The following is a 22413-nucleotide window of genomic DNA, read 5'->3' on the forward strand; positions in this document are numbered from 1 at the left end:
CGCAAACCGTTGTAGGAGCCGGCTTGCCGGCGATGACGGTGGATCAGGCAGGCCACCATCGCCGGCAAGCCAGCTCCTGCATCAAAGCTGGTTGAGGGGGATCTTCAGGTAGGTCACGCCATTGTCTTCCGCCGGCGGCATATTGCCCGCCCGCACATTCACCTGGATCGCCGGCAGCAACAGGGTCGGCATTCCAAGCCCGGCGTCGCGCTGGGTGCGCATCTGCACAAACGCCGCCTCGTCCACCCCGTCATGCACATGAATATTGCCCGCGCGCTGTTCGGCCACGGTGGTCAGGCATTTGGCCGCGCGGCCTTCAGGCGGATAGTCGTGGCACACATACAGGCGCGTCTCGCCGGGAAAGGCCAGCAACGTGCGCATCGAGGCATATAACTGGCGTGCATCGCCGCCGGGGAAGTCGCAGCGGGCGGTGCCGACGTCAGGCATGAACAGGGTGTCGCCCACCAGGATCATCTGGTCGTCGATCAGGTAGGCCATGTCCGCCGGAGTGTGCCCAGGCACGTGCAGGGCCTGGGCCTTGAGGTTGCCGATGTGGAAGATCTCGTCGGGAGCAAACAGATGGTCGAACTGCGACCCGTCGGCCCGGAACTCCGGCTCCAGGTTGAACAGGTTCTTGAACACATCCTGGACTTTGCTGATGGACTGGCCAATTGCAATCTTGCCGCCCAATTGCCGGCGCAGGTAGGGCGCGGCGGACAGGTGATCGGCGTGGGCGTGGGTCTCCAGCAGCCATTGCACCTGCAGGCGGTGCTCACGGACGAAGGCGATCACCTGGTCGGCCTGGGTCGTGTCGGTACGCCCCGAGGCCGGGTCGTAGTTGAGCACTGAATCGACGATGGCACAGGGGCTGCCGGGCGTTTCATAGACGACGTAGGTGTAGGTTGACGATGCCTCGTCCAGAAAGGATTGAATCAACGCGGGCATGACGGTGTCCTGGGTAGCTGATAGCAGCTTACATTCGAGGTGATTTCCACATAGGCTTGCGAGCTTAGTGAAACAAACGACCCGAAGCAAAGGATCGATTCTGAACGGGGCGTGACGCCAAACGGCAACGACCCTTGTGTGCATTGTTGAAATAAGAAAGGCCAGGACTATGAACGACCAACACTGGGGACCGACCATCAGTGGCGACATCGTGGTCATCGGCGGCGGCTCGGCAGGCATCGGCCTGCTGGCCAGCCTGCTCAAGCGCGACCCGCAACTCAATATCATCCTGATCGAACCCAGCGCCGAACATTACTACCAGCCCGCCTGGACCCTGGTGGGCGGCGGCGCCCATGACATCCGCAAGACCATGCGCCCCATGGCCCGGGTATTGCCCGATGGCGTGACCTGGGTGCAGGCGGCGGTCAGCCAGTTGCTGCCCGACGAACAGGCCCTGGTGCTCGACAGCGGCCAGCGCGTGACGTGGAACAACCTCGTCGTCTGCCCCGGCCTGCGCCTGGCCTGGGAGAAAATCGAAGGCCTGGAGCAGACCCTGGGCCACAACGGCGTTACCTCCAACTACAGCTACCAGCACGCGCCCTACACCAGGCAACTGGTGCAGCAGCTCAAGGGTGGCAAGGCGATCTTTACCCAGCCGGCCATGCCGATCAAATGCGCCGGCGCGCCGCAAAAGGCCATGTACCTGTCTTGCGATCATTGGCTCAAGCAGGGTGACCTGAACAACATCGACGTCGAATTCAACCTGGCCGGTGCCGCGCTGTTTGGTGTGGCGACCTTTGTGCCGCCGTTGATGAACTATGTCGAGAAATACGGCGCGCAGTTGGCCTTCAACTCCAACCTGATCAAGGTTGATGGCCCGGCGCGCAAGGCCTGGTTCGAGGTCAAGGACGGCGCAGGCAACATCAGCATCGAGGAGAAATCCTTCGACATGCTGCACGTCGTGCCGCCACAAGTGGCCCCGGATTTTATCCGCCACAGCCCACTGGCCGACGCCGTTGGCTGGTGCGAGGTCGACCCCCACAGCCTGCAACAGGTACGTTACCCGCACATCTTCGCCCTGGGCGACGTGTGCTCCACCAGCAATGCCAAGACGGCCGCCGCGGTGCGCAAGCAAATCGTGGTGGTGGCCGAGAACCTGCTGGCCCTGCGCAAACAGGCGCCGTTGCCGCTCAAGTACGACGGTTATGGCTCCTGCCCACTGACGGTGGAGAAGGGCAAGGTGGTGCTGGCCGAGTTCGGTTATGGCGGCCGATTGCTGCCGACCTTTGCCCTCGACCCTACCGTGGCGCGGCGTTCGGCGTGGTTCTTGAAGGCGACGCTGCTGCCGTGGTTCTACTGGAACGGCATGCTCAAGGGCCGCGAATGGCTGACCCGTCTGGCCAAGGTGGAGTGAGAGAACCCTATGCTGCTGGCAAGTTTTTTGGGTGTGTTGATGGGCCTGGTCATGGGGTTGACCGGGGCCGGGGGCGGGATTCTCGGTGTGCCGGCGTTGGTCCTGGGGCTGGGCTTGACCATGACCGAAGCGGCGCCGGTGTCGTTGTTTGCGGTCGGCGCGGCAGCGGCAGTTGGAGCGCTTGATGGCTTGCGCCATGGCCTGGTGCGTTACCGCGCGGCGCTGTTGATCGCGTTGCTCGGCGCGCTGTTTTCGCCGTTGGGGGTGTTTTTTGCCCATCAGTTGCCGGACAAGATCCTGATGGGCCTGTTCAGCGCGCTGATGGTGCTGGTGGCATGGCGCATGCTGCGGCGCGAGAAAGTCGAGGCCGGCCCCAGCGACCATGGCGCCGCGTCCTGGGGGCAAAAAAACTGCATGCTCGATCAGCAGACCGGGCGTTTTTCCTGGACCGCCAAATGCACCGCGACCCTGGCCGCCCTGGGCGCTGTAACCGGCGCAGTATCGGGCCTGCTGGGGGTTGGCGGCGGTTTTCTGATCGTGCCGGCGTTCAAGCAACTGACCGACGTGCAGATGCGCGGGATTGTCGCCACCTCGTTGATGGTGATCAGCCTGATCTCGCTGATTGGCGTGGTCGGTGCGTTCCATGCCGGGGTGGTGATCGACACCCTCGGCTGGGTATTTATTGGCGCCAGCATCGTCGGCATGCTTGCTGGCCGGCGCCTGGGCTCGCGGGTCCCGGCGCGGGCCCTGCAAATCGGTTTTGCCAGCCTGTGTGTCGTGGTGGCAGGCGGGATGTTGTTCAACGCCCTTTGACCCCAACCCCGCGCCTACTGGTGTAAGCCTTAAGTGGCGGGCCCTCGGCGCCCTCCAAAGCACCGCGCATCCCCCTCCAAGGCAGCGTTTAACCGCGCTGCCCGACTTTCGATAATCGCCTCCGACACCCAGACCCCCGTCGCGGAGCGCGCCATGCATAACAATAAGAACTTCCCCCGTCGTTTGTTGCCAGCCTTTATCGCCAGCCTCGGCTTGAGCTCGCTGGCCCAGGCCGAAATCGTGCTGTACGACAAGGACGAGACCACCTTCTCCACCGACGGCTATATCAACGCCTTCTACGTCAACAGCGACGTGGACCGTGCCGGCGAGCAGTACGACCGGCGCCAGTCGCGGGTGAAGATGGGCTTTTTGCCCAACTACCTGGGCTTCAACATGGGCAAGCAGGTCGATGACCTCAAGCTCGGCGCCCGTGCTTCGTTCTGGGTGACCATCAACGACAGTGAAACCAATGGCACCGACACCGCCATCGACGTGCGCCAGTTCTACGGCACCGTGGCCAACCCCGAGTGGGGCGAAGTGCTGATCGGCAAGGACTTCGGTCTGTTCGCCCGCTCCAATATCCTGCTCGACGAACTGCTCGCAGGTTACGGCCAAGTCAGCGACAGCCTGGGCCTGGTGGACGGCGGCGGGGTCTCGTTCGGCAACATCGGTAGCGGCTACCCGTACCCGTTCCCCACCTCGCAGATCACCTACCGCACCCCGGTAATGGAAGGCCTGCGGGTGGCCGTGGGCATCATGGACCCGGTCGACACCAACGACAGCAGCGCGCTGGGCAAGGCCTACCAGAAGAACCCGCGCACCGAGAGCGAGATCACCTACCAGTTCGACGTGGGCGGGGCGAAGATCTACAGCTGGCTCAACGGCAGCTACCAGACCTCGGACAACACCGACTCCAGCGTCGAGTCGGTGACCTCCAAGGGCCTGGGCTATGGCGTGCAGGCGAAGATGGGCGGCTTGTCGCTCACCGGTTCCGGCTTCCAGGCCAAGGGCATCAACCCCTTCTTTACCAACAACGCCGGGGAAGCCACCTTGCGTAATGTCGACAGCAACGGCTACCTGTTGCAGGGCTCCTACAAACTGGGCAAGAACCGCCTGGCGCTGTCCTACGGCAAGACCAAGGACGACGGCAACGGCGTGGTCGGCAGCGGTGCCGACTACCAAACCCGTGGCATTGCCCTGTTCCATGACATCAACGACAACCTGAAGCTGGTGGCCGAGTACAACCAGTTCGAAATCACCGGCCACGACACCAGTGCGCAGAATGAAGATACCGATACCTTTGCGGTGGGGGCGGTGCTGACCTGGTAATGACCTGGAACACGGTCAAACGTGTGGGAGCTGGCTTGCCTGCGATGCTTGCGACTCGGTGGATCAGTTACACCGCGGTGATGCAATCGCAGGCAAGCCAGCTCCCACACAAAGCCTGTTCCCACAGAGATTCATCTGTTGCTCGGTGGCTCTCATTCCATCGAAGCCCCGACCCAGTACCCAAGTAGCATAGGTCGCCACCCCGCGCGTTCGTACACTTGAGCTTCAACGGGGAGATGACCATGCAGCAGGTGCACAGCGAAGGCGTAGTCACAGCCATGTCCCAGGCCAGCGAGGCGCGGCAGGTGGCCGATGAGCTAGCGTGCCAGTTGCTGCACCCGTACCTGGGTTTCGTGCTGTTTTTCTGCTCTGCCACCTACGACCTGCAAGCCCTCGGCCAGGCCCTGCAACACAGTTTCGGTGGTGTTCGTGTGGTGGGTTGCACCAGTGCCGGCGAGATCACACCCCAGGGGTACGGGCGCAATTGCGTGACGGCGGTGGGGTTTGACCACGCGCACTTTTCCATCGCCACCGAGCTGATCGACCAGGTCGAGCACTTCAGCCTGATCGACGCGCAACAAATGGTCGAACGCCTGGTGGGCGGCTGTCGCAGCAACACCCTGGCGCCGATCAAGGGCAACAGCTTTGCCCTGACCCTGCTCGATGGCCTGTCCAGCCGTGAAGAAATGGTCCTCGCCGCCCTGAGCGCGGCGCTTGGTGATATCCCCCATTTCGGCGGTTCGGCCGGCGATGACAACCACCTGACCCACACCCACGTGTATTTCGACGGCGCCTTTCACAGCGGCGCGGCGGTGGTGGTACTGGTCAATACCTGGCTGGATTTCGAGGTGTTCACCACCCACCACATCCTGCCCTTGGCACAGAAGCTGGTGGTGACAGGGGCGGACAGCGCCTCGCGACGGGTCTTTGAATTGAACGCCGAACCTGCCGCCGAGGAATACGCGCGGCATATCGGCGTGGCCGTGGCGCAACTTGATCACCGGATCTTCGCCGCCCACCCGTTGGCGGTGCGCGTCAATGATCAGTACTACGTGCGGGCGATCCAGCAGGTCCACGACGACTTGAGCTTGAGTTTCTACTGCGCGGTGGAAAACGGCATCGTCCTCACCGCCATGACCCCGGGGCCGATCCTGCCCAACCTGCAGACCCTGTTCGACGGCCTGCAAGCGCGCCTTGGCGACTTGCTGCTGACCATTGGCTGCGACTGTTTCCTGCGGCGCCTGGAGCTCGAAGAGCACGGCGCCCTGGAGCCGATCGGCGCCTTTTTGCGCGAGCAACGGGTGATGGGGTTCAACACCTACGGAGAACAGTTCAATGGCATGCACATCAACCAGACCTTTACCGGGGTCGCCATTGCCCGTGGTCGAACCCCTGGACAGCGCTGAACTGCACGCGCAGATCCGCGCCCTGCAGCAGGACAATCGCAAGCTGGCGCGGATCAACGCCGCGCTGATCGAGCGCGTCGAGTCCGGCGCGACCCGTGGCAACGACCCCTATGCGGCGTTCCAGCATTCGGTGGTGCTGGCCGAGCAGGTGCGCGAACGTACCGATGCGCTCAACCAGGCGATGGCCGAACTCAAGGCCAGCAACCATCTGCTGCGCGAGGCGCGGCTGCGGGCGGAAACCGCGCACCAGCATTTGATCGATGCCATCGAGAGCATTTCCGATGCCTTTGTGCTGTTCGACCAACACCAGCACATCGTGTTGTTCAACAGCCGCTTCCAGGGATTTTGGAGCAATAGCCCGGTGCAGATTGTCGCGGGCATGGGCCTGCGCGAGGTCAAGCGGTTGATGACGGTCAACGGCCTGTTCACCGAAGAAGCCCATGGGCATGCCGATGAAACCCTGTTTTACCGCCTGGATAACGGCCGTTGGCTGCAAGTCAGCGAACGGCCGACCCAGGACGGCGGGCGGGTGATTCTGTTTACCGATATCACCGACGTCAAACTGGCGGAAACCCTGCGCCGTGAACAGGCCGTCGCGCAGAAATCCCAGGAAAGCGAACGCTGGATCCGCCTGATCACCGACCATGTGCCGGCGTTGATTGCCTACCTCAATGCCGACCTGGTCTACGAGTTCACCAACAAGGTCTACGAGCAATGGTATTGCTGGGCGCAGGGCGCGATGCTCGGCAAAAGCCTGCGCCAGGCCCACAGCGAACAGCATTACCAGCGCCTGGAAGCCTACGTGGCGCAGGCGCTGGCGGGGGAGAGCGTGACCTTTGAGTTCGCCGAAACCAACATCAACCACCAGGAGCGCTACATGCTGCGCTCCTATGTGCCCAATCGCCTGGCCAGTGGCGAGGTGGTGGGGATCTTTGTGCTGATCCGCGACATCACCGAACGCCGGCGCACCGCCGAGGCCCTGCACCAGGCGTATCAGAACCTGGAGCTGCGAGTGCGCGAGCGCACGGCCGAGCTGACCTCGCTCAACGACCAACTGTTGCAGGAAATCGACGAGCGCCGCCGCGTGGAGTCGCGCCTGCGCGAAGCCAAGCTGGAGGCCGAGCAGGCCAACCTGTCGAAAACCAAGTTTCTGGCGGCGGTCAGCCATGACCTGCTGCAACCGCTGAATGCCGCCCGCCTGTTTACCGGGGCCTTGCTGGAACGCCGTGACCCGGTGGCCAACGAAACGTTGGTGCGCAACGTCAGCAATTCCCTGGAAGATGTGGAAAACCTGCTGGGCACCCTGGTGGATATTTCCAAGCTCGATGCTGGGGTGATCAAGGCCGATATCGCGCCATTTGCCTTGAGCGAACTGCTGGACAACCTCGCCGCCGAATACACCCAAGTGGCGCGCAGCGAAGGCTTGCAGCTGCACTTTATTGGCTGCTCGGCCCTGGTGCGCAGCGATATCCAGTTGCTTGCGCGGATCTTGCGCAACCTGTTGAGCAATGCCATTCGCTACACCTACGGCGGGCGCGTGGTGCTAGGTTGCCGGCGTGAGCATCAGCGTTTGTCGATCCAGGTCTGGGACACTGGTATGGGCATCGCCGAGGAGCGCCTGGAGGAGATTTTCCAGGAGTTCAAGCGCGGCGATGTGCAACGTCCCGACCAGGATCGCGGGCTGGGCCTGGGCCTGGCGATTGTGGAGAAGATCGCCAGGATTCTCGGGCACCGGATCAGCGTGCGCTCATGGCCGGGCCGGGGTTCGATGTTCAGTGTGGAGGTGCCGTTGAGCAGCACCGCACCCAGGGTCTTGCCTATGCCGGTGATGAGCGAGCCGATGCTCGAGCGCTTGCAGGGCGCGCGGGTGTGGGTGCTGGATAACGACGCGGCGATCTGCGCCGGCATGCGCACTTTGCTGGAGGGTTGGGGCTGCCAGGTGGTGACGGCCTTGTCCGAGCAGGACCTGGCACGCCAGGTGGACAACTACCATGCCCAGGCGGATCTGCTGATTGCCGACTATCACCTGGATGACGAACAGAACGGCGTGGACGCGGTGGCCAGGATCAATGCGCGGCGGGCCAGTGCGATTCCGGCGATGATGATCACCGCCAACTACAGCAACGAGCTGAAACTGCAGATCCGCGAGCTGGGGCACACCTTGATGCACAAGCCGGTGCGGCCGATGAAACTCAAGACTGCCATGAGCCACCTCTTGGGCCGCCCCTGACACAATCTCGATCAAAAATGTGGGAGCGGGCTTGCCCTAATGTCAGTCAGTTAAGCGCAGATCCCCTGTGGGAGCGGGCTTGCTCGCGAATGCGGTGGGTCAGTCAATACATTCATTACTGATCCACCGCATTCGCGAGCAAGCCCGCTCCCACATTTTGATCTCAGTCGTCAGGATAATCAGCGTCGCAGATAGGAACCGAAGTCGATGTCCCCGGCGCTCAAGATCGCCTGCACCCGATTGTGCACATTCAACTTGCGCAGAATCGCCGACACATGGGCCTTCACCGTGGTCTCGGCAATTTCCAGGGTGTAGGCAATCTGCTTGTTCGACTCGCCCTTGGTCATGCGTTCCAGCACCAGCAGCTGTTTGCGCGTGAGGGCCTGGAGCAGTTCCGGGGCGAAGGCCGGGTTGTCGTGCATGCGCCGCTGGCCGGGGTTTTTCTGGGTGCGGATGATGTCTGGCGGCAGGTACACGTTGCCATTGAGGATCTGCTGGATCGCCTCGGTCATCTGCGCCCGTGGCGAGGACTTGGTGATAAAGCCGACCGCCCCGTAGGTAATGGCCTGCAGCACGATCTGCTTGTCCTGCTCGGCCGAGACGATCACCACCGGAATCGTCGGCGCTTCGTTGCGCAGGTTGATCAGGCCATTGAGGCCGTGCATGCCGGGCATGTTCAGGTCCAGCAGGATCAGGTCGAGGTCGTCATGCTCCTGGGTCAGGGCCAGGGCGCTGTCCAGGTCGGCGGTTTCCATCACTTCGCTACCGGCAAAACCGTCGCTGATGACGTTATGGATCGCTTCGCGAAACAGCGGGTGATCGTCGGCAATCAGAATTTTATACATGGCCGTTCACCTTTTTATTGTGGTTGTTCAGGGGGCAAGCTCAAAGGGCTCAGGGTGTGCCGCGGCGACTGGCAGCTTGGCTGCCTCCCACGCGTCCAGGCCATCGCGATACCAATACACAGCGCTATAGCCCAAGGCATTGGCCCGTTTTACCGCGTTCCAACTCAACCAGCAATCTGAGCGGCAGTAGAACACCAACGGGTGTGCAAGGTTACCGCCGCTGTAGGTATACAGGTGGCGGGCAAAGTAGCTTTGCCATTCTGGCGTCAGCTCCCCATCGCCGGTATTGGCCAGCCAATGGCTGCCGGCCAGGTTGGCGTGGGGCTGGTCTTCGATGAACTGGCCGTGCAGCCATTGTCGGCGGTAGACGTCGATCAGCACCGGGCGCGGTTGTTGCGCCAGCAGCGCTTGCAGGGCAGGGGTGTCGACGATGGTCGCGCCCGGCAGGTGCGCAGGCGTGGGGCTGCGATAGAGGTTGATGCGGTAGCCGTCGCTGGAAAATAGCGCAGTGGGCGGCTGGGCAGCCGCCAGCAGCGGGGTCAGCGACAGCACGGCAACCAGGGTCAGTCGGGCGGGCAGCATGGCAGGTACGATCCTTATAGTTATGCGCCCATTACATGCCAGTCGCGCTGCCTTGGGAATGCGACGATAGACAGCAAAACCAGTACCAAAGTAGTAATTCACCGCGTGCCCGGGGGCTCTAGCATGCAAGGCAACGATCATCCCCGGGAGTTGTACGATCATGCGAATCCTCAAGGCGCTGCTCTTGCCGTTTTTGCTGATTGTCAGCCTGATCGGCGTGGACAAGCTCCACGGCCCGCGACCGGCGCCGCTGCTGGTGATGCCGGCACATGCCTCATGAATATCCTGTTGGTCGACAAACACGCCGTGGTGCGCCTGGGCTACAGCAGCCTGCTGCGGGCGCTGCTACCGAGCGTGGAAGTGCGCGAGGCGGGCAGTGGCGAAGAGGCGCTGGCGCGGGTGCAGGAGGCGGTGCCGAACCTGGTGATCACCGGTTTTGGCCTGCCGGGCATCAGTGGCCTGGAGACCACCCGCCGCCTGCGCCAGCGCCTGCCGCAATTGCGCGTGCTGTTTTTCAGCCAGCATCAGGAACTGCCCCTGGTACGCCAGGCCCTGGAGGTCGGCGCTGCGGGTTATATCACCAAGGGCGCGACGCCTGCGGTGATGAACGAGGCGGTGCAGCGCATTCTCGACGGCCACACTTACATTGAACAGGCCCTGGCCACCGAGCTGGCCTATCACCCGGTCGATCACCGCCTGCAGGGCATGACCGCCCGCGAGTTGGAGATCTTCCTGATGCTCGCCAAGGGCACGCCCACCCGGGCCATTGCTGATCAACTGAGTATCAGCAGCAAGACCGTGTCCAATCACCTGACCTTGCTCAAGAGCAAATTGCAGGTCAGCTCCCATGCGGAGTTGGTGCATGTGGGGATTGATATGGGCGTGGTGCGGGCGGCGGGATAAATCGCACCTCGGTAAGCACCGACGAGCCGGCGCCTACAGAGGTTAACGGTCCCAAGTGGTGGGGCAGTCCTTGCAGCCCTCCATATTCGCATCCTGGAAGTTTGCATAGTGCTGGCGGGTGCCGGTGAGGGTGGCCTGTTCCAGGTTGCTTTCACCGAACTTGGCTTCTTGCAGGTTGGCATCGCTGAGGTCGGCGCCTTTGAGGTCGGCCTTGCTCAACCAGGTCATTTCCAGGTCCGCGGCACGCAGGTTGGCCTTGTGCAGCTTGGCCCCCGACAGCCGCGCGAATTGCAGGTAGGCGGCGCTGAGGTTGGCGTTTTCGAACTGTGCACCCTGGGCGAACATGCCCCAGCCTTGCACGGCCATCAAGGTGGCACCGCTGAAATCCGCCAGGCGCAGGTTGGCTTGTTGCAGGCTGGCGCGGGTCAGGTTGGCACCTTGCAGTTGGGCTTTTTCCAGGTTGGCCAGGTCGAGGTTGGCGTGGCGCAGATCGGCCTCGCGCAGGTCGGCACCGGCCAGGTTCATTTTGCTCAAATCCTCGTTACGCAGGTTGGCGCCCTTGAGGTTGGCGCCGGGGCATTGGCTGTGGGGGGCGATGGTGCAGCCGTTGATGACCAGGGGTTGGTCGTCGCCATCGTCGGCGTAGGCCAGGGGGAGGGACAGCAGAAGTAAGAGGGGCAGGTAGTTCATGGCGGGGATCTCGTGGTGGCCGTTGGGGCGCGGAGCACCCTGGGAAGCGTTCCCACGCAGAGCGTGGGAACGATCATCAACGGGGGTTATTTTTGCGCGGTCTTGTTATCCCAGCTCGGGATCTTGAACACCCAGAATGACCCGCCTTGCGCCACCGGCTTGGTCAGCTCGGCCATGTCGCCGCCCCACAACGGCACCGCGCCGCCGTAGCCAACCGTCACGCCGATGTACTGCTCGCCGTCCTGTTCCCAGGTGATCGGCGGGGAGACGATGCCGCTGCCGGTCTGGAACTTCCACAGCTCCTTGCCGGTTTTCGCGTCGAAGGCCTTGAAGAAGCCATCGCCAGTGCCGGTGAACACCAGGTTGCCCTTGGTCGCCAGCACGCCGGCCCACAATGGCAGGGCTTCCTTGTGTTCCCATACCACCTTGCCGGTGGTCGGGTTCATCGCGCGCAGGGTGCCGACGTGGTCGTCATACATGCGCTTGATGCGGAACCCCATGCCCAGGTACGCCGAGCCCTTCTTGTAGTTGACCTCTTCGGTCCAGTATTCCTCTTTCCACTGGTTGCCCGGAATGTAGAACAGGCCGGTGTCCTGGCTGTAGGCCATGGGGTTCCAGTTCTTGCCACCGAGGAACGGCGGCGAGACTTCCACCGATTTGCCCTTGGTTTCACCCGGCAGCGGCTTGGCCGGACGCTGGCCTTCGTTTTCCACGGGGCGGCCGGTCTTCAGGTCGATATGGCTGGCCCAGGTGATGTTGTCGACAAACGGGAAGGCGTTCTGCAGCTTGCCGTTGTTGCGGTCGACCACGTAGAAGAAGCCGTTGCGGTCGGCGTGGCCGGTGGCCTTGACCACTTTGCCGTCCTTGTCCTTGTAGTCGAACAGCACCAGCTCGTTGTTGCCGGAGAAGTCCCAGGCATCGTTTGGCGTGTGCTGGTAGAACCACTTCACTTCGCCGGTGCTTGGGTCGACACCCACTTGGCCGGAGGTGTAGAGGCTGTCGAAGTCGTGGGGGTTGCCGTCCTTGGAGGTGCGCGCCCAGGTGTTCCACGGCCCTGGGTTGCCGGCGCCGACGATGATGGTGTTGGTTTCGGCATCGAAACTGGCGCTCTGCCAAGGGGCGCCGCCGCCGTGGCTCCAGGCCTCGACCTTGCCGGTTTCGGTGGTTGGATCATCCGGCCAGGACGGTGCTTTCACATCGCCGGTGGTGGTGCTGTCCTTGCCATTGAGGCGGCCCATGTGGCCTTCGACAAACGGGCGCATCCACACTTCTTCGCCGGTGTCCGGGTCGCGGGCAAACAGCTGGCCGACCACGCCGAATTCATCACCGGAGCTGCCGTGGATCAGCAGGACCTTGCCAGTGACCTTGTCTTTGATCAGCACCGGGGCGCCGGTCATGGTGTAGCCGGCGGCGTGGTCGCCGAATTTCTTGTTCCACACCACTTTGCCGGTGTTTTTATCGAGGGCGATCAGGCGTGCATCGAGGGTGCCGAAGTAGATCTTGTCGCCAAAGATCGCCGCCCCGCGGTTGACCACGTCACAGCACGGGCGAATGTTGTCGGGCAGGCGGTGGTTGTAGGTCCACAGGCGCTTGCCGGTCTTGGCGTCGAGGGCGAATACCCGGGAGTAGGAGCCGGTGACATACACCACGCCGTCGTTGACGATGGCCTGGGATTCCTGGCCGCGTTGCTTCTCGTCACCGAACGAGTAGGACCAGGCCGGTGTGAGCTTGAAAACGTTCTTGTCGTTGACCTGGGCCAGGGGGCTCCAGCGCTGGGCGTTGGTGCCCATGCCGTATTGCAGCACGTCCTTGGTGGTCAGGTGGTCGTTGGCAATGTCTTCCCAGGTGACGTTGCGCGTCTGCTTGGCAGGTTCGGCAGCGGCGAAGCTCGCCGCACTCAAGGACAGGCTGCCGACCAGCAGGAAAGCCTGCACGGCAAGGCTCAGCGGCGAGAGGGCGGGTAGCGATCTTATTGTCATGGTTGCAGTTCCCAGTGGAGGTTTTGGCCTGCACAGGTTGCTGGCTGGATGGGGCGCAGGGATACGGAAAATATCCCGGTGTAGCCGGGACAATTTCCCGAACCGCATCTGATTTAGCAGGGGCCCGCAAGCCTTACTACGAAGGGAGTAGAGCCCGGCCACCAAAGCAGCATACGGACCCTGGCGAGGCGTTCCTATGATGGTTGCCATAGCCTCTGTAGAGAGGTTTTGCGTGCAATCCTGAGGGGACAATAATGACAACAAAACGCAACGCCTTGCTGGTTGCCGGCCTGTTGGCCGGGGTGATCGGCGCAGGCTCCGCCTGGGCCCATGGCAACGTCACACCCACTGCCGTGGAAACCAAGGGACTGACGCCGGTCAAGGATGCCGGCGTGACGCTGGATGCGGACGGCTGGGCGGCGGTGAACCCATATCGCCAGTCGCCGGAACATGACAAGGCCGTGGAAGTCGGCGCCTCGGCCTATAACCAGAACTGCGCCGCGTGCCATGGCCTGGAAGCCAAGTCCGGCGGGATCGCGCCGGACCTGCGCATGCTTGACGAGGGCGATGCCGGGGACGAGTGGTTCGTCGAACGGGTGCGCCACGGTGCCGTGCGCGATGGCCGGGTGTACATGCCGAAAATGGCCGACTACCTGAGCCAGGAAGCCTTATGGGCGGTACGCACTTATCTTGATAGCGTGCACGTCGAGGAGTAAGCCATGGGCTGGCGCGCACGTTGGCTGTTGGCTTGTTGGTTGCCAGTGGCCGCCTACGGGATGGACCCCGGCAAAGACCCGGTGCCATCGGTGATGTGGAGCTATTTCCACCAGCAGTTGCTCGGCAATGCGTCGTTTGTCTTTGATGAGCGGGTCCAACTGCTGGCGCCGCCCTTTGCCGAAGATGCGCGGCAGGTGCCGCTGGAAATCGATGCCCGCGCCTTCAAGGGCGAGGTAGTGAAGATCATCGCCTGGGCCGAACTCAATCCACTGCCGAAAATCGTCGACTTCCAGCCGGGCGAGGGCGTGCTGCCCTGGCTGGCGATTCGTATCCGCATCGAACAGGCCACGCCGTTGCGCGCGGCCGTGTTGACCAAAGATGGCCTGTGGCATGTGGGCTCGACCCTGATCGACGCCGCCGGCGGTGGCTGCACCGCGCCCAGCGTGGTGCGCAGCCAGCCGGGTTGGGAAGAGCACCTGGGAGAAGTGTTGGGCGGTCGCTACCCCCGCGCGGATTTCAGCCGGCTGCGCCTGCAAGTGGCGCACCCGATGGACAATGGCATGGTCAGCGGCATCCCTGAGTTCTACATCAACCACGCCGAGCTGCGCGACGCCCAGGACCGGGTGTTGGCGCGCCTGGAGCTGTTCGCGGCGGTCAGCGAGAACCCCGACCTGGCGTTTGACCTGCAAGGAGCGGGGCCGGTGCGCCTACTGTTGCGCGACACCAGCGGCAGCGAATTTTCCGGAGCCATCCCATGAAGTGGCTATGGCTGCTGTTGTTCGGCCTGAGCCTGCCCGCGCTGGCCGACCTCGACTACGCCCTCAACCCCCGGCAGATCGCTGCCGACACCTGGCTGCTGGAAGGCAGCACCGACAATTTCGCCAGGGCCAACGGCGGCAATATCGTCAATACCGCCTTTATCGTGACCCAGGCCGGGGTAGTGGTTATCGACACCGGGCCGTCCCGGCGCTACGGCGAGGCGATGCGCCAGGCAATTGCCACGGTCACCGACAAACCGGTGATCCAGGTCTTGCTGACCCATCACCACCCCGACCATGTACTGGGCAACCAGGCGTTCAAGGATGTGCCCATCGGCGCGCTGGCAGGCACCACCACGCTGCTGCGCGAGCAGGGCGATGGCATGGCGGAAAATATGTACCGCATGGTCGGCGACTGGATGCGTGGCACTGAAGTGCTGCTGCCCAGCCAGACGCTGAGCCCCGGCGTGCAGACCTTTGGCGGGCACTCCTTGCGCCTGCTGAGCCTGAGCGGCCATACAGGCGCCGACCTGGCGATTTTCGACGAGACCAGCGGCGTGCTGTTTGCCGGCGACCTGGTGTTTTACCAGCGCGCCCTGACCACCCCCAATACCCCCGGCCTTGCAGTATGGCTGGCGGATATCGCCACCCTGCAAGGCCTGCCCTGCAAGCTCATCGTGCCCGGCCACGGCCCCGTGGCCAGCGACGCCCAGCCCTTTGCACAAATGCGTGACTACCTGGGCTGGCTCGACCAGCTCATGGCTACCGGTGCCGCCAACGGCAGTGCCATGGGCGAGATGATCCGCAGCCCCATCCCCGAACGTTTTGCGGCCATCAGCCTGAGCCGCTACGAACTGATCCGCAGTGTCAGCCACCTGTATCCGCGCTATGAACGCGCCCAGATGCAACGGATAGATCAATAACAACATCCCCCCGAAAGAGGCCTCATCATGATCTACGCACAACCTGGCACCCCCGGCGCCATCGTCACCTTCAAGCCGCGCTACGGCAACTTTATCGGTGGCGAGTTTGTGGCCCCGGTCAACGGTGAATACTTCACCAACACCTCGCCGGTCACCGGTGAAGTGATTGCCCAGTTCCCGCGCTCCAGCGCCGCCGATATCGACAAGGCGCTGGACGCCGCGCATGCCGCCGCCGATGCCTGGGGCAAGACTTCGGCCCAGGATCGTTCCCTGGTGCTGCTGAAAATTGCCGACCGTATCGAGCAGCACCTGGAAGTGTTGGCCGTGACCGAGACCTGGGACAACGGCAAGGCCGTGCGCGAGACCCTGAATGCCGACGTGCCATTGGCCGCCGACCACTTCCGTTATTTCGCTGGCTGCATCCGCGCCCAGGAGGGCGGCGCTGCCGAGATCAACGAACTGACCACCGCTTATCACTTCCACGAACCCCTGGGTGTGGTCGGGCAGATCATCCCGTGGAACTTCCCGTTGTTGATGGCCGCCTGGAAACTCGCCCCGGCCCTGGCCGCCGGCAACTGCATCGTGCTCAAGCCGGCCGAGCAGACGCCGCTGTCGATCATGGTGTTTGCCGAGCTGATCGCCGACCTGTTGCCGGCCGGCGTGCTGAACATCGTCCAGGGTTTTGGCCGCGAAGCCGGCGAGGCCCTGGCCACCAGCAAGCGCATCGCCAAGATCGCCTTTACCGGCTCCACCCCGGTGGGCGCGCACATCATGCATGCGGCGGCCGAGAACATTATTCCGTCTACCGTCGAGCTGGGCGGCAAGTCGCCCAATATCTTCTTTGAAGACATCATGCAGGCGGAACCGGCCTTTATCGAGAAAGCCGCCGAGGGCCTGGTGCTGGCGTTCTTCAACCAGGGCGAGGTCTGCACCTGCCCGTCGCGGGCGCTGGTGCAGGAGTCGATCTACGAGCCGTTCATGGCCGAGGTCATGAAGAAGATCGTCAAGATCAAGCGCGGCAACCCGCTGGACACCGAAACCATGGTCGGCGCCCAGGCGTCCGAGCAGCAGTACGACAAGATCCTCTCGTACCTGACCATTGCCCAGGAAGAGGGCGCCGAACTACTGGCCGGTGGCGCCGCCGAACACCTGGAGGGCGACCTGTCCAGCGGCTATTACATCCAGCCGACCCTGCTCAAGGGCCACAATAAAATGCGCGTGTTCCAGGAAGAAATCTTCGGCCCGGTGGTGGGCGTGACCACCTTCAAGGACGAAGCCGAAGCCCTGGCGATTGCCAACGACAGCGAATTTGGCCTCGGTGCCGGGCTGTGGACCCGCGACATCAACCGCGCCTACCGCATGGGCCGGGCGATCAAGGCCGGGCGCGTGTGGACCAACTGCTACCACCTGTACCCGGCGCACGCCGCGTTTGGCGGCTACAAGAAGTCCGGGGTGGGGCGTGAGAACCACAAGATGATGCTCGACCATTACCAGCAGACCAAGAACCTGCTGGTGAGCTATGACATCAACCCGTTGGGGTTCTTCTGATCGCCTGATTGAACTGCCAGCTTCCACCCTTTGATGGGCAGACATCAGCCTCCCTGCTTGAAATGCAATCAAGTGTGGGAGCTGGCTTGTCGGATCGCTGCGATAGCGGTGTATCAGTCGATAAATGTATTGGCTGATACACCGCCATCGCAGGCAAGCCAGCTCCTACAGGGGAATGCAGCTTCGCGCTCTGGCTTTGCTGTTGCTCTGCTTTTGATCTGGCTTTTGATCTTGATCTCAGGCGCCCCGTTAAACCACGCTGGCCGCAGGCAGGTATTGCGCAGTGGGCACCCCGGCATGGATGCCGGGGTAGCCGCGACACGGCCATGGATGGCCGATCGCGGCGGGCCCACGGAGCAATGCCTGACTGCGGGCATGCCGAGCCTAGGCGAGGCACCGAGTGGTGGGGCAGGAGCCCTTTTGGTTACTTTTGGGGCTCTTTTCCAAAAGTGACCCGCCGTAAGGGCGGAACCCTAAGTGGCCGTGACCGCAGCAACGGATATGTACACAAACCTAAGAGCCACGAAAGAGATATGTAGTTACCCATGGCCATCGCAGGCAAGCCAACTCCCCAGTTTGATCGATGTCCATCCGAGACTAACGTCTGCGACCGGCTCGTTCGAAAGTAGCATTCGCCCGCCAGCCCACCCATGCATTAATGCCTGTACCGGACTTTCCCGGCATAACAAGAGGAACGCCCCATGTGGACCAAACCCGCCTACACCGACCTGCGTATCGGCTTTGAAGTGACGATGTATTTCGCCAATCGCTGAAATTTCAACGGGGATGTGGGCCACCCATTGGTCTGATTGCATTCGCCAGCGGATGCGTTAGTGTGGCCCGTATCTTCCAAAAACAATAAAAACAGGCTTACCAATGAGCCAGAGTCTCAGCCAACTGCGTAAATTCGTTTCCCCAGAAATCATCTTCGGCGCCGGTTCCCGGCACAATGTCGGCAATTACGCCAAGACCTTTGGTGCGCGCAAGGTCCTGGTGGTCAGCGACCCCGGCGTAGTGGCTGCCGGTTGGGTCGCAGATGTGGAGGCCAGCCTGCAGGCCCTGGGTATTGAGTACTGCCTGTACACCGCCGTGTCACCCAACCCGCGTGTCGAAGAAGTGATGCAGGGCGCCGAGGTCTACCGCGAGCACCATTGCGATGTGATCGTCGCCGTCGGCGGCGGCAGCCCGATGGATTGCGGCAAGGCCATTGGCATTGTGGTTGCCCATGGGCGCAGCATCCTTGAGTTCGAAGGGGTGGACACCATCCGCGTGCCCAGCCCGCCGCTGATCCTGATCCCGACCACCGCCGGCACCTCCGCCGACGTGTCGCAGTTCGTGATCATTTCCAATCAGCAGGAACGCATGAAATTTTCCATCGTCAGCAAGGCGGTGGTGCCGGATGTGTCGCTGATCGATCCGGAAACCACCGCCAGCATGGACCCGTTTCTCTCGGCCTGTACCGGGATCGACGCGCTGGTGCATGCCATCGAGGCCTTTGTGTCCACCGGCCACGGCCCGCTGACCGACCCCCATGCGCTGGAGGCTATGCGCCTGATCAATGGCAACCTGGTGCAGATGATCGCCAACCCCAGCGATATCGCCCTGCGCGAGAAAATCATGCTCGGCAGCATGCAGGCGGGCCTGGCGTTTTCCAATGCGATCCTGGGTGCGGTGCATGCCATGTCCCACAGCCTGGGCGGTTTTCTCGATTTGCCCCATGGCCTGTGCAACGCGGTGCTGGTCGAGCATGTGGTGGCGTTCAACTACAACTCGGCGCCGGAGCGTTTCAAGGTGATTGCCGAGACTTTTGGCATCGACTGCCGGGGGCTCAACCACCGGCAGATCTGCGGGCGGTTGGTGGAGCACCTGATTGCGCTCAAGCATGCCATTGGCTTCCATGAAACCCTGGGCCTGCACGGGGTGCGGGTGGCGGATATTCCGTTCTTGTCGCAACACGCCATGCACGACCCGTGCATCCTGACCAACCCGCGCGAGTCGAGCCAGCGTGACGTCGAGGTCGTCTATGGCGAAGCTCTCTGACGATCAACAGCGGGCCCTGGCCGGGCTGCTGGGGCTGGGTGATCATTCGGCACGCAAGAGCCACTACCCCGAGCTGACGGCGCGGTTGGATGAGCTGGAGGCCGAGCGCAAACGCTATATCCGCCTTAACGATGAGCTGGAGCAAAGGGTCGCGGCACGCACCGATGAACTGCTCGACGCCAACCACAACCTGCAACAGCAGATCGCCCGGCGCGAGCGCATCGAACAGGACCTGCGCGACGCCCGCGACGCTGCCCAGGCCGCCAACCGCAGCAAGGACAAATACCTCGCCGCCGCCAGCCACGACCTGTTGCAGCCGCTCAATGCCGCGCGCTTGTTGATCTCCACCTTGCGCGAGCGAGAGCTGCCCAGCGTGGAAAAAGTCCTGGTGGAGCGTACGCACCAGGCGCTGGAAGGGGCGGAAGACCTGCTGGCGGACTTGCTGGATATTTCCCGCCTCGACCAGGCGGCGGTCAAGCCGGACATTGCCCTGTATCGCCTCGACGAACTGCTGGCGCCGCTGGTTTCGGAGTTCCAGTCGGTGGCGGCGGCGGCCGGGTTGAACCTGCGTGTGCACATGGGCCGCTATGCGCTGCGCACCGACTTGCGCCTGTTGACACGCATCCTGCGCAATTTCCTCAGCAATGCCTGCCGCTATACCGAGCAGGGTTGCATCCTGCTGGGGGCGCGGCGGCGCGGTGATCGCCTGCGCCTGGAGGTGTGGGACACCGGCCGTGGGATTGCCGCCGACAGCCTGGAGTCGATTTTCCTCGAGTTCAACCAACTGGACGTCGGCCGGGCGGCGGATCGCAAGGGCGTAGGCCTGGGCCTGGCGATTGTCGAGCGTATCGCGAAGATCCTCGGCTGCCAGGTGAGGGTGCGCTCATGGCCGGGGCGCGGCTCGATGTTCAGTATCGAGGTGCCGCTGTCCGAGGAAATACCGCTGCCCATCAGCCTCGCGCCACCCCAGGCCGGCGCCGGCAACCCATTGCCGGGGCGGCGCCTGCTGGTGCTGGATAACGAAACCAGCATCCTGGAGAGCATGCGCGCGTTGCTTGGGCAGTGGGGCTGCGAAGTGGTGACCGCCACTGATCAGGCGGGCGCGTTGGTGGCGTTGCAGGGTAGGGCGCCGGAGCTGATCCTGGCCGATTACCACCTCGATCATGGTGTGGTCGGCTGCGAGGTGGTCAAGCAGTTGCGCGAGCATTTCGACCGCAGGATCCCTGCGGTGATCATCACGGCCGACCGCACGGACCAGTGCCGGCGTTCGTTGCAGCGCCTGGAGGCGCCGTTGCTCAATAAACCGGTGAAGCCGGGCAAGCTGCGGGCGGTGTTGAGCCAGCTACTGGGTGCCGCGCCTGACACGACGGCCTGAATGTGGGAGCAGGCAAGCTGCTCCCACAGGCTTAAATCGCGTGTGCCTTGATACCTGTCAAAACCCGCCGCGACGCTTTGCCTCATGCTGCAGGCCTTGATTGTCATGGCCGACGGAGATTTCCATGAGTGCCCCCGCAACACCTGCTGTTTCTTTCAAGCTGCCCATGGGCCTGGTGATCGCCGTGCTGGTGATGATCGGCGTGCTGTTGTTGCCGTTGCCCGCCGACTTGCCGGTAGCCGGCCACCGGATGTTGGCGATCCTGGCCTTTGCCGTGGTGGTGTGGATCACCGAGGCGGTGTCCTATGAAGCCAGTGCGATCATGATCACCTCGTTGATGGCCTTTCTGCTGGGCACCGCGCCGTCCCTGCAGGACCCGACGCACCTGATCGGTTCCAGCCCCGCCATCAGCATGGCGCTTACCGGGTTTGCCAACCCGGCCCTGGCCCTGGTGGCCGGTGCGTTGTTTATCGCCGCCGCCATGACCCACACAGGCCTCGACCGGCGTATCGCCCTGGTCACCCTGACCCGGGTTGGCACCAGCACCCGCGGGATTCTGGTGGGGGCGATTGCGGTGACCATCCTGCTCAGCCTGGTAGTGCCCAGCGCCACGGCGCGCAGTGCTTGCGTAGTGCCGATCATGATGGGGGTGATCGCCGCGTTTGGCGTGGACAAACGCTCCAATATCGCCGCCGGGATCATGATCGTCGTCGCCCAGGGCACCAGCATCTGGAACGTCGGGATCCAGACCGCGGCGGCGCAGAACCTGTTGACCGTGGGCTTTATGGACAAGATGCTCGGCCAGCGCGTGTCGTGGATCGACTGGCTGATCGCCGGGGCCCCGTGGGCGTTGATCATGTCGGCGGTATTGCTGTTGCTGGTGCTCAAGTTGCTGCCTCCGGAAACCAACAGCATCCCCGGTGGCAAGGAGGCCGTGGCGCAATCTCTGGCCGATATCGGCCCGATGACCGGGCCGCAGAAGCGCCTGCTGACGGTCTCGCTATTGCTGCTGCTGGCCTGGGCCACGGAAGGGCGCCTGCACAGCTTCGATACCACCTCCACCACCTACGCCGGCCTGGTGTTCCTGCTGCTGCCGGGGATTGGGGTGATGACCTGGAAAGACGTGCAGTCGCGCATCCCCTGGGGCACGGTGATTGTGTTTGGCGTGGGCATCAGCCTCGGTACGGCGCTGTTGACCACCCAGGCCGGGCAATGGCTGGGCGCGCAGGTGGTGGGGCATACCGGCCTGGATCAACTGGGTCCACTGGGGGTGTTTGCGATCCTTGGGGCATTCCTGATTGTGATCCACCTGGGCTTTGCCAGCGCCACTGCGTTGACCTCGGCCTTGCTGCCGATCCTGATCGCGGTGCTGCAAACCCTGCCGGGGGACTTCAGCCGGCTGGGCATGACCATGTTGCTCGGGTTTGTGGTCAGCTATGGCTTTATCCTGCCGATCAACGCCCCGCAGAACATGGTGTGCCTGGGCACCGGCACCTTTACCGCGAGGCAGTTTGCCAAGGTGGGCTTGTTGGTGACCTTGATTGGCTACCTGTTGATGCTGGTGTTTGCCGCCACCTATTGGAGCTGGCTGGGCTGGATCTAAAAGCCCCAGTGTGAGCCCGCTCCCAAAGGGGGGGCTGGGTTGGGCATATAGTTTGTGCCACATCGCAAATCAAATGTGGGAGCTGGCTTGCCTGCGATGGCGGTGTGTCAGCCACTGGAAATAGCGCCTGAACCGCCGCTATCGCGGGCAAGCCCGCTCCCACGGGGGGGCTGGGCTGGGCATATAGTTTGTGCCACATCGCAAATCAAATGTGGGAGCTGGCTTGCCTGCGATGGCGGTGTGTCAGCCACTGGAAATAGCGCCTGAACCGCCGCTATCGCGGGCAAGCCCGCTCCCACGGGGGGGGCTGGGC

19 protein-coding genes are annotated in these 22413 nt (G+C 62.9%); 14 read left to right on the forward strand and 5 right to left on the reverse strand.

The genetic code is table 11. The annotated features are described in order from the left end of the window. Nucleotides 1-81: 81 nt before the first annotated feature. Nucleotides 82-945, reverse strand: a complete 864-nt coding sequence (locus ACO77H_RS11030; RefSeq protein WP_432755446.1) for an MBL fold metallo-hydrolase — start codon at nt 943-945, stop codon at nt 82-84. A 169-nt stretch (nt 946-1114) separates the two neighbouring features. On the opposite strand from ACO77H_RS11030, the gene ACO77H_RS11035 reads away from it, so the two are divergent. From ACO77H_RS11035 to ACO77H_RS11055, 5 genes are all read left to right on the forward strand, one after another. Then, nucleotides 1115-2359: an FAD/NAD(P)-binding oxidoreductase gene (locus ACO77H_RS11035; protein ID WP_432755447.1), complete on the forward strand. Its 1245-nt coding sequence runs from the start codon at nt 1115-1117 to the stop codon at nt 2357-2359. A 9-nt stretch (nt 2360-2368) separates the two neighbouring features. Further along, nucleotides 2369-3172: a sulfite exporter TauE/SafE family protein gene (locus tag ACO77H_RS11040; RefSeq protein WP_170043151.1), complete on the forward strand. Its 804-nt coding sequence runs from the start codon at nt 2369-2371 to the stop codon at nt 3170-3172. A gap of 153 nt (nt 3173-3325) precedes the next feature. Continuing rightward, nucleotides 3326-4501 (forward strand): porin, encoded by a 1176-nt coding sequence (locus ACO77H_RS11045; RefSeq protein WP_169956121.1) that lies wholly within the window; start codon nt 3326-3328, stop codon nt 4499-4501. 242 nt (nt 4502-4743) lie between these two features. Further along, on the forward strand, nt 4744-5907 hold the full coding sequence (gene nosP, locus ACO77H_RS11050) for a nitric oxide-sensing protein NosP (protein ID WP_432755448.1): 1164 nt from the start codon (nt 4744-4746) through the stop codon (nt 5905-5907). Beyond that, complete coding sequence (locus tag ACO77H_RS11055; protein ID WP_169954426.1) at nt 5876-8137, forward strand: hybrid sensor histidine kinase/response regulator; 2262 nt, start codon at nt 5876-5878, stop codon at nt 8135-8137. The genes nosP and ACO77H_RS11055 overlap by 32 nt, the downstream gene beginning before the upstream one ends. Before the next feature lie 179 nt (nt 8138-8316). Here ACO77H_RS11055 and ACO77H_RS11060 read toward each other — a convergent pair whose 3' ends face one another. Further along, nucleotides 8317-8982: a response regulator transcription factor gene (locus tag ACO77H_RS11060; RefSeq protein ID WP_029296512.1), complete on the reverse strand. Its 666-nt coding sequence runs from the start codon at nt 8980-8982 to the stop codon at nt 8317-8319. Between the two features lie 27 nt (nt 8983-9009). Then, nucleotides 9010-9564 (reverse strand): PQQ-dependent catabolism-associated CXXCW motif protein, encoded by a 555-nt coding sequence (locus ACO77H_RS11065; protein WP_432755449.1) that lies wholly within the window; start codon nt 9562-9564, stop codon nt 9010-9012. 276 nt (nt 9565-9840) lie between these two features. On the opposite strand from ACO77H_RS11065, the gene ACO77H_RS11070 reads away from it, so the two are divergent. Beyond that, nucleotides 9841-10467, forward strand: a complete 627-nt coding sequence (locus ACO77H_RS11070; RefSeq protein ID WP_432755450.1) for a response regulator — start codon at nt 9841-9843, stop codon at nt 10465-10467. Nucleotides 10468-10509: 42 nt separating this feature from the next. Here ACO77H_RS11070 and ACO77H_RS11075 read toward each other — a convergent pair whose 3' ends face one another. Continuing rightward, the gene (locus ACO77H_RS11075) at nt 10510-11157 is read right to left on the reverse strand and encodes a pentapeptide repeat-containing protein (protein ID WP_170043148.1); all 648 of its coding nucleotides are present in this window, start codon (nt 11155-11157) and stop codon (nt 10510-10512) included. 86 nt (nt 11158-11243) lie between these two features. Further along, nucleotides 11244-13136: a quinoprotein ethanol dehydrogenase gene (gene exaA / locus ACO77H_RS11080; RefSeq protein WP_169954422.1), complete on the reverse strand. Its 1893-nt coding sequence runs from the start codon at nt 13134-13136 to the stop codon at nt 11244-11246. A 254-nt stretch (nt 13137-13390) separates the two neighbouring features. On the opposite strand from exaA, the gene pedF reads away from it, so the two are divergent. The 8 genes from pedF to ACO77H_RS11120 all read left to right on the forward strand — a co-directional run bounded on the left by pedF (nt 13391) and on the right by ACO77H_RS11120 (nt 22100). Next, nucleotides 13391-13852, forward strand: coding sequence for a cytochrome c-550 PedF (gene pedF / locus ACO77H_RS11085; RefSeq protein WP_169954421.1), 462 nt, complete (start codon nt 13391-13393; stop codon nt 13850-13852). A gap of 3 nt (nt 13853-13855) precedes the next feature. Further along, on the forward strand, nt 13856-14611 hold the full coding sequence (locus ACO77H_RS11090; RefSeq protein ID WP_432755451.1) for a quinoprotein dehydrogenase-associated SoxYZ-like carrier: 756 nt from the start codon (nt 13856-13858) through the stop codon (nt 14609-14611). Further along, nucleotides 14608-15534 (forward strand): quinoprotein relay system zinc metallohydrolase 1, encoded by a 927-nt coding sequence (locus ACO77H_RS11095; protein WP_169954419.1) that lies wholly within the window; start codon nt 14608-14610, stop codon nt 15532-15534. The genes ACO77H_RS11090 and ACO77H_RS11095 overlap by 4 nt, the downstream gene beginning before the upstream one ends. 27 nt (nt 15535-15561) lie before the next feature. After that, nucleotides 15562-17082, forward strand: coding sequence for an acetaldehyde dehydrogenase ExaC (gene exaC, locus ACO77H_RS11100; protein WP_169954418.1), 1521 nt, complete (start codon nt 15562-15564; stop codon nt 17080-17082). Nucleotides 17083-17783: 701 nt separating this feature from the next. Then, complete coding sequence (pqqA, locus tag ACO77H_RS11105) at nt 17784-17855, forward strand: pyrroloquinoline quinone precursor peptide PqqA (protein WP_003243383.1); 72 nt, start codon at nt 17784-17786, stop codon at nt 17853-17855. Between the two features lie 103 nt (nt 17856-17958). Then, nucleotides 17959-19122 carry an alcohol dehydrogenase-like regulatory protein ErcA gene (ercA, locus tag ACO77H_RS11110; protein ID WP_169954417.1) on the forward strand — a complete coding sequence of 388 codons (1164 nt, stop codon included), beginning with the start codon at nt 17959-17961 and terminating at the stop codon, nt 19120-19122. Further along, nucleotides 19106-20497 carry an ATP-binding response regulator gene (locus ACO77H_RS11115; protein WP_169954416.1) on the forward strand — a complete coding sequence of 464 codons (1392 nt, stop codon included), beginning with the start codon at nt 19106-19108 and terminating at the stop codon, nt 20495-20497. Before ercA ends, ACO77H_RS11115 begins: the two co-directional genes overlap by 17 nt. Before the next feature lie 124 nt (nt 20498-20621). Further along, a complete protein-coding gene (locus ACO77H_RS11120; RefSeq protein WP_169954415.1) occupies nt 20622-22100 on the forward strand; it encodes a DASS family sodium-coupled anion symporter in 1479 nt (492 codons plus the stop codon). Nucleotides 22101-22413 lie beyond the last annotated feature (313 nt).

This window comes from Pseudomonas sp. WMBT8 (assembly GCF_050916005.1).
In the GTDB taxonomy this organism is placed as follows: domain Bacteria; phylum Pseudomonadota; class Gammaproteobacteria; order Pseudomonadales; family Pseudomonadaceae; genus Aquipseudomonas.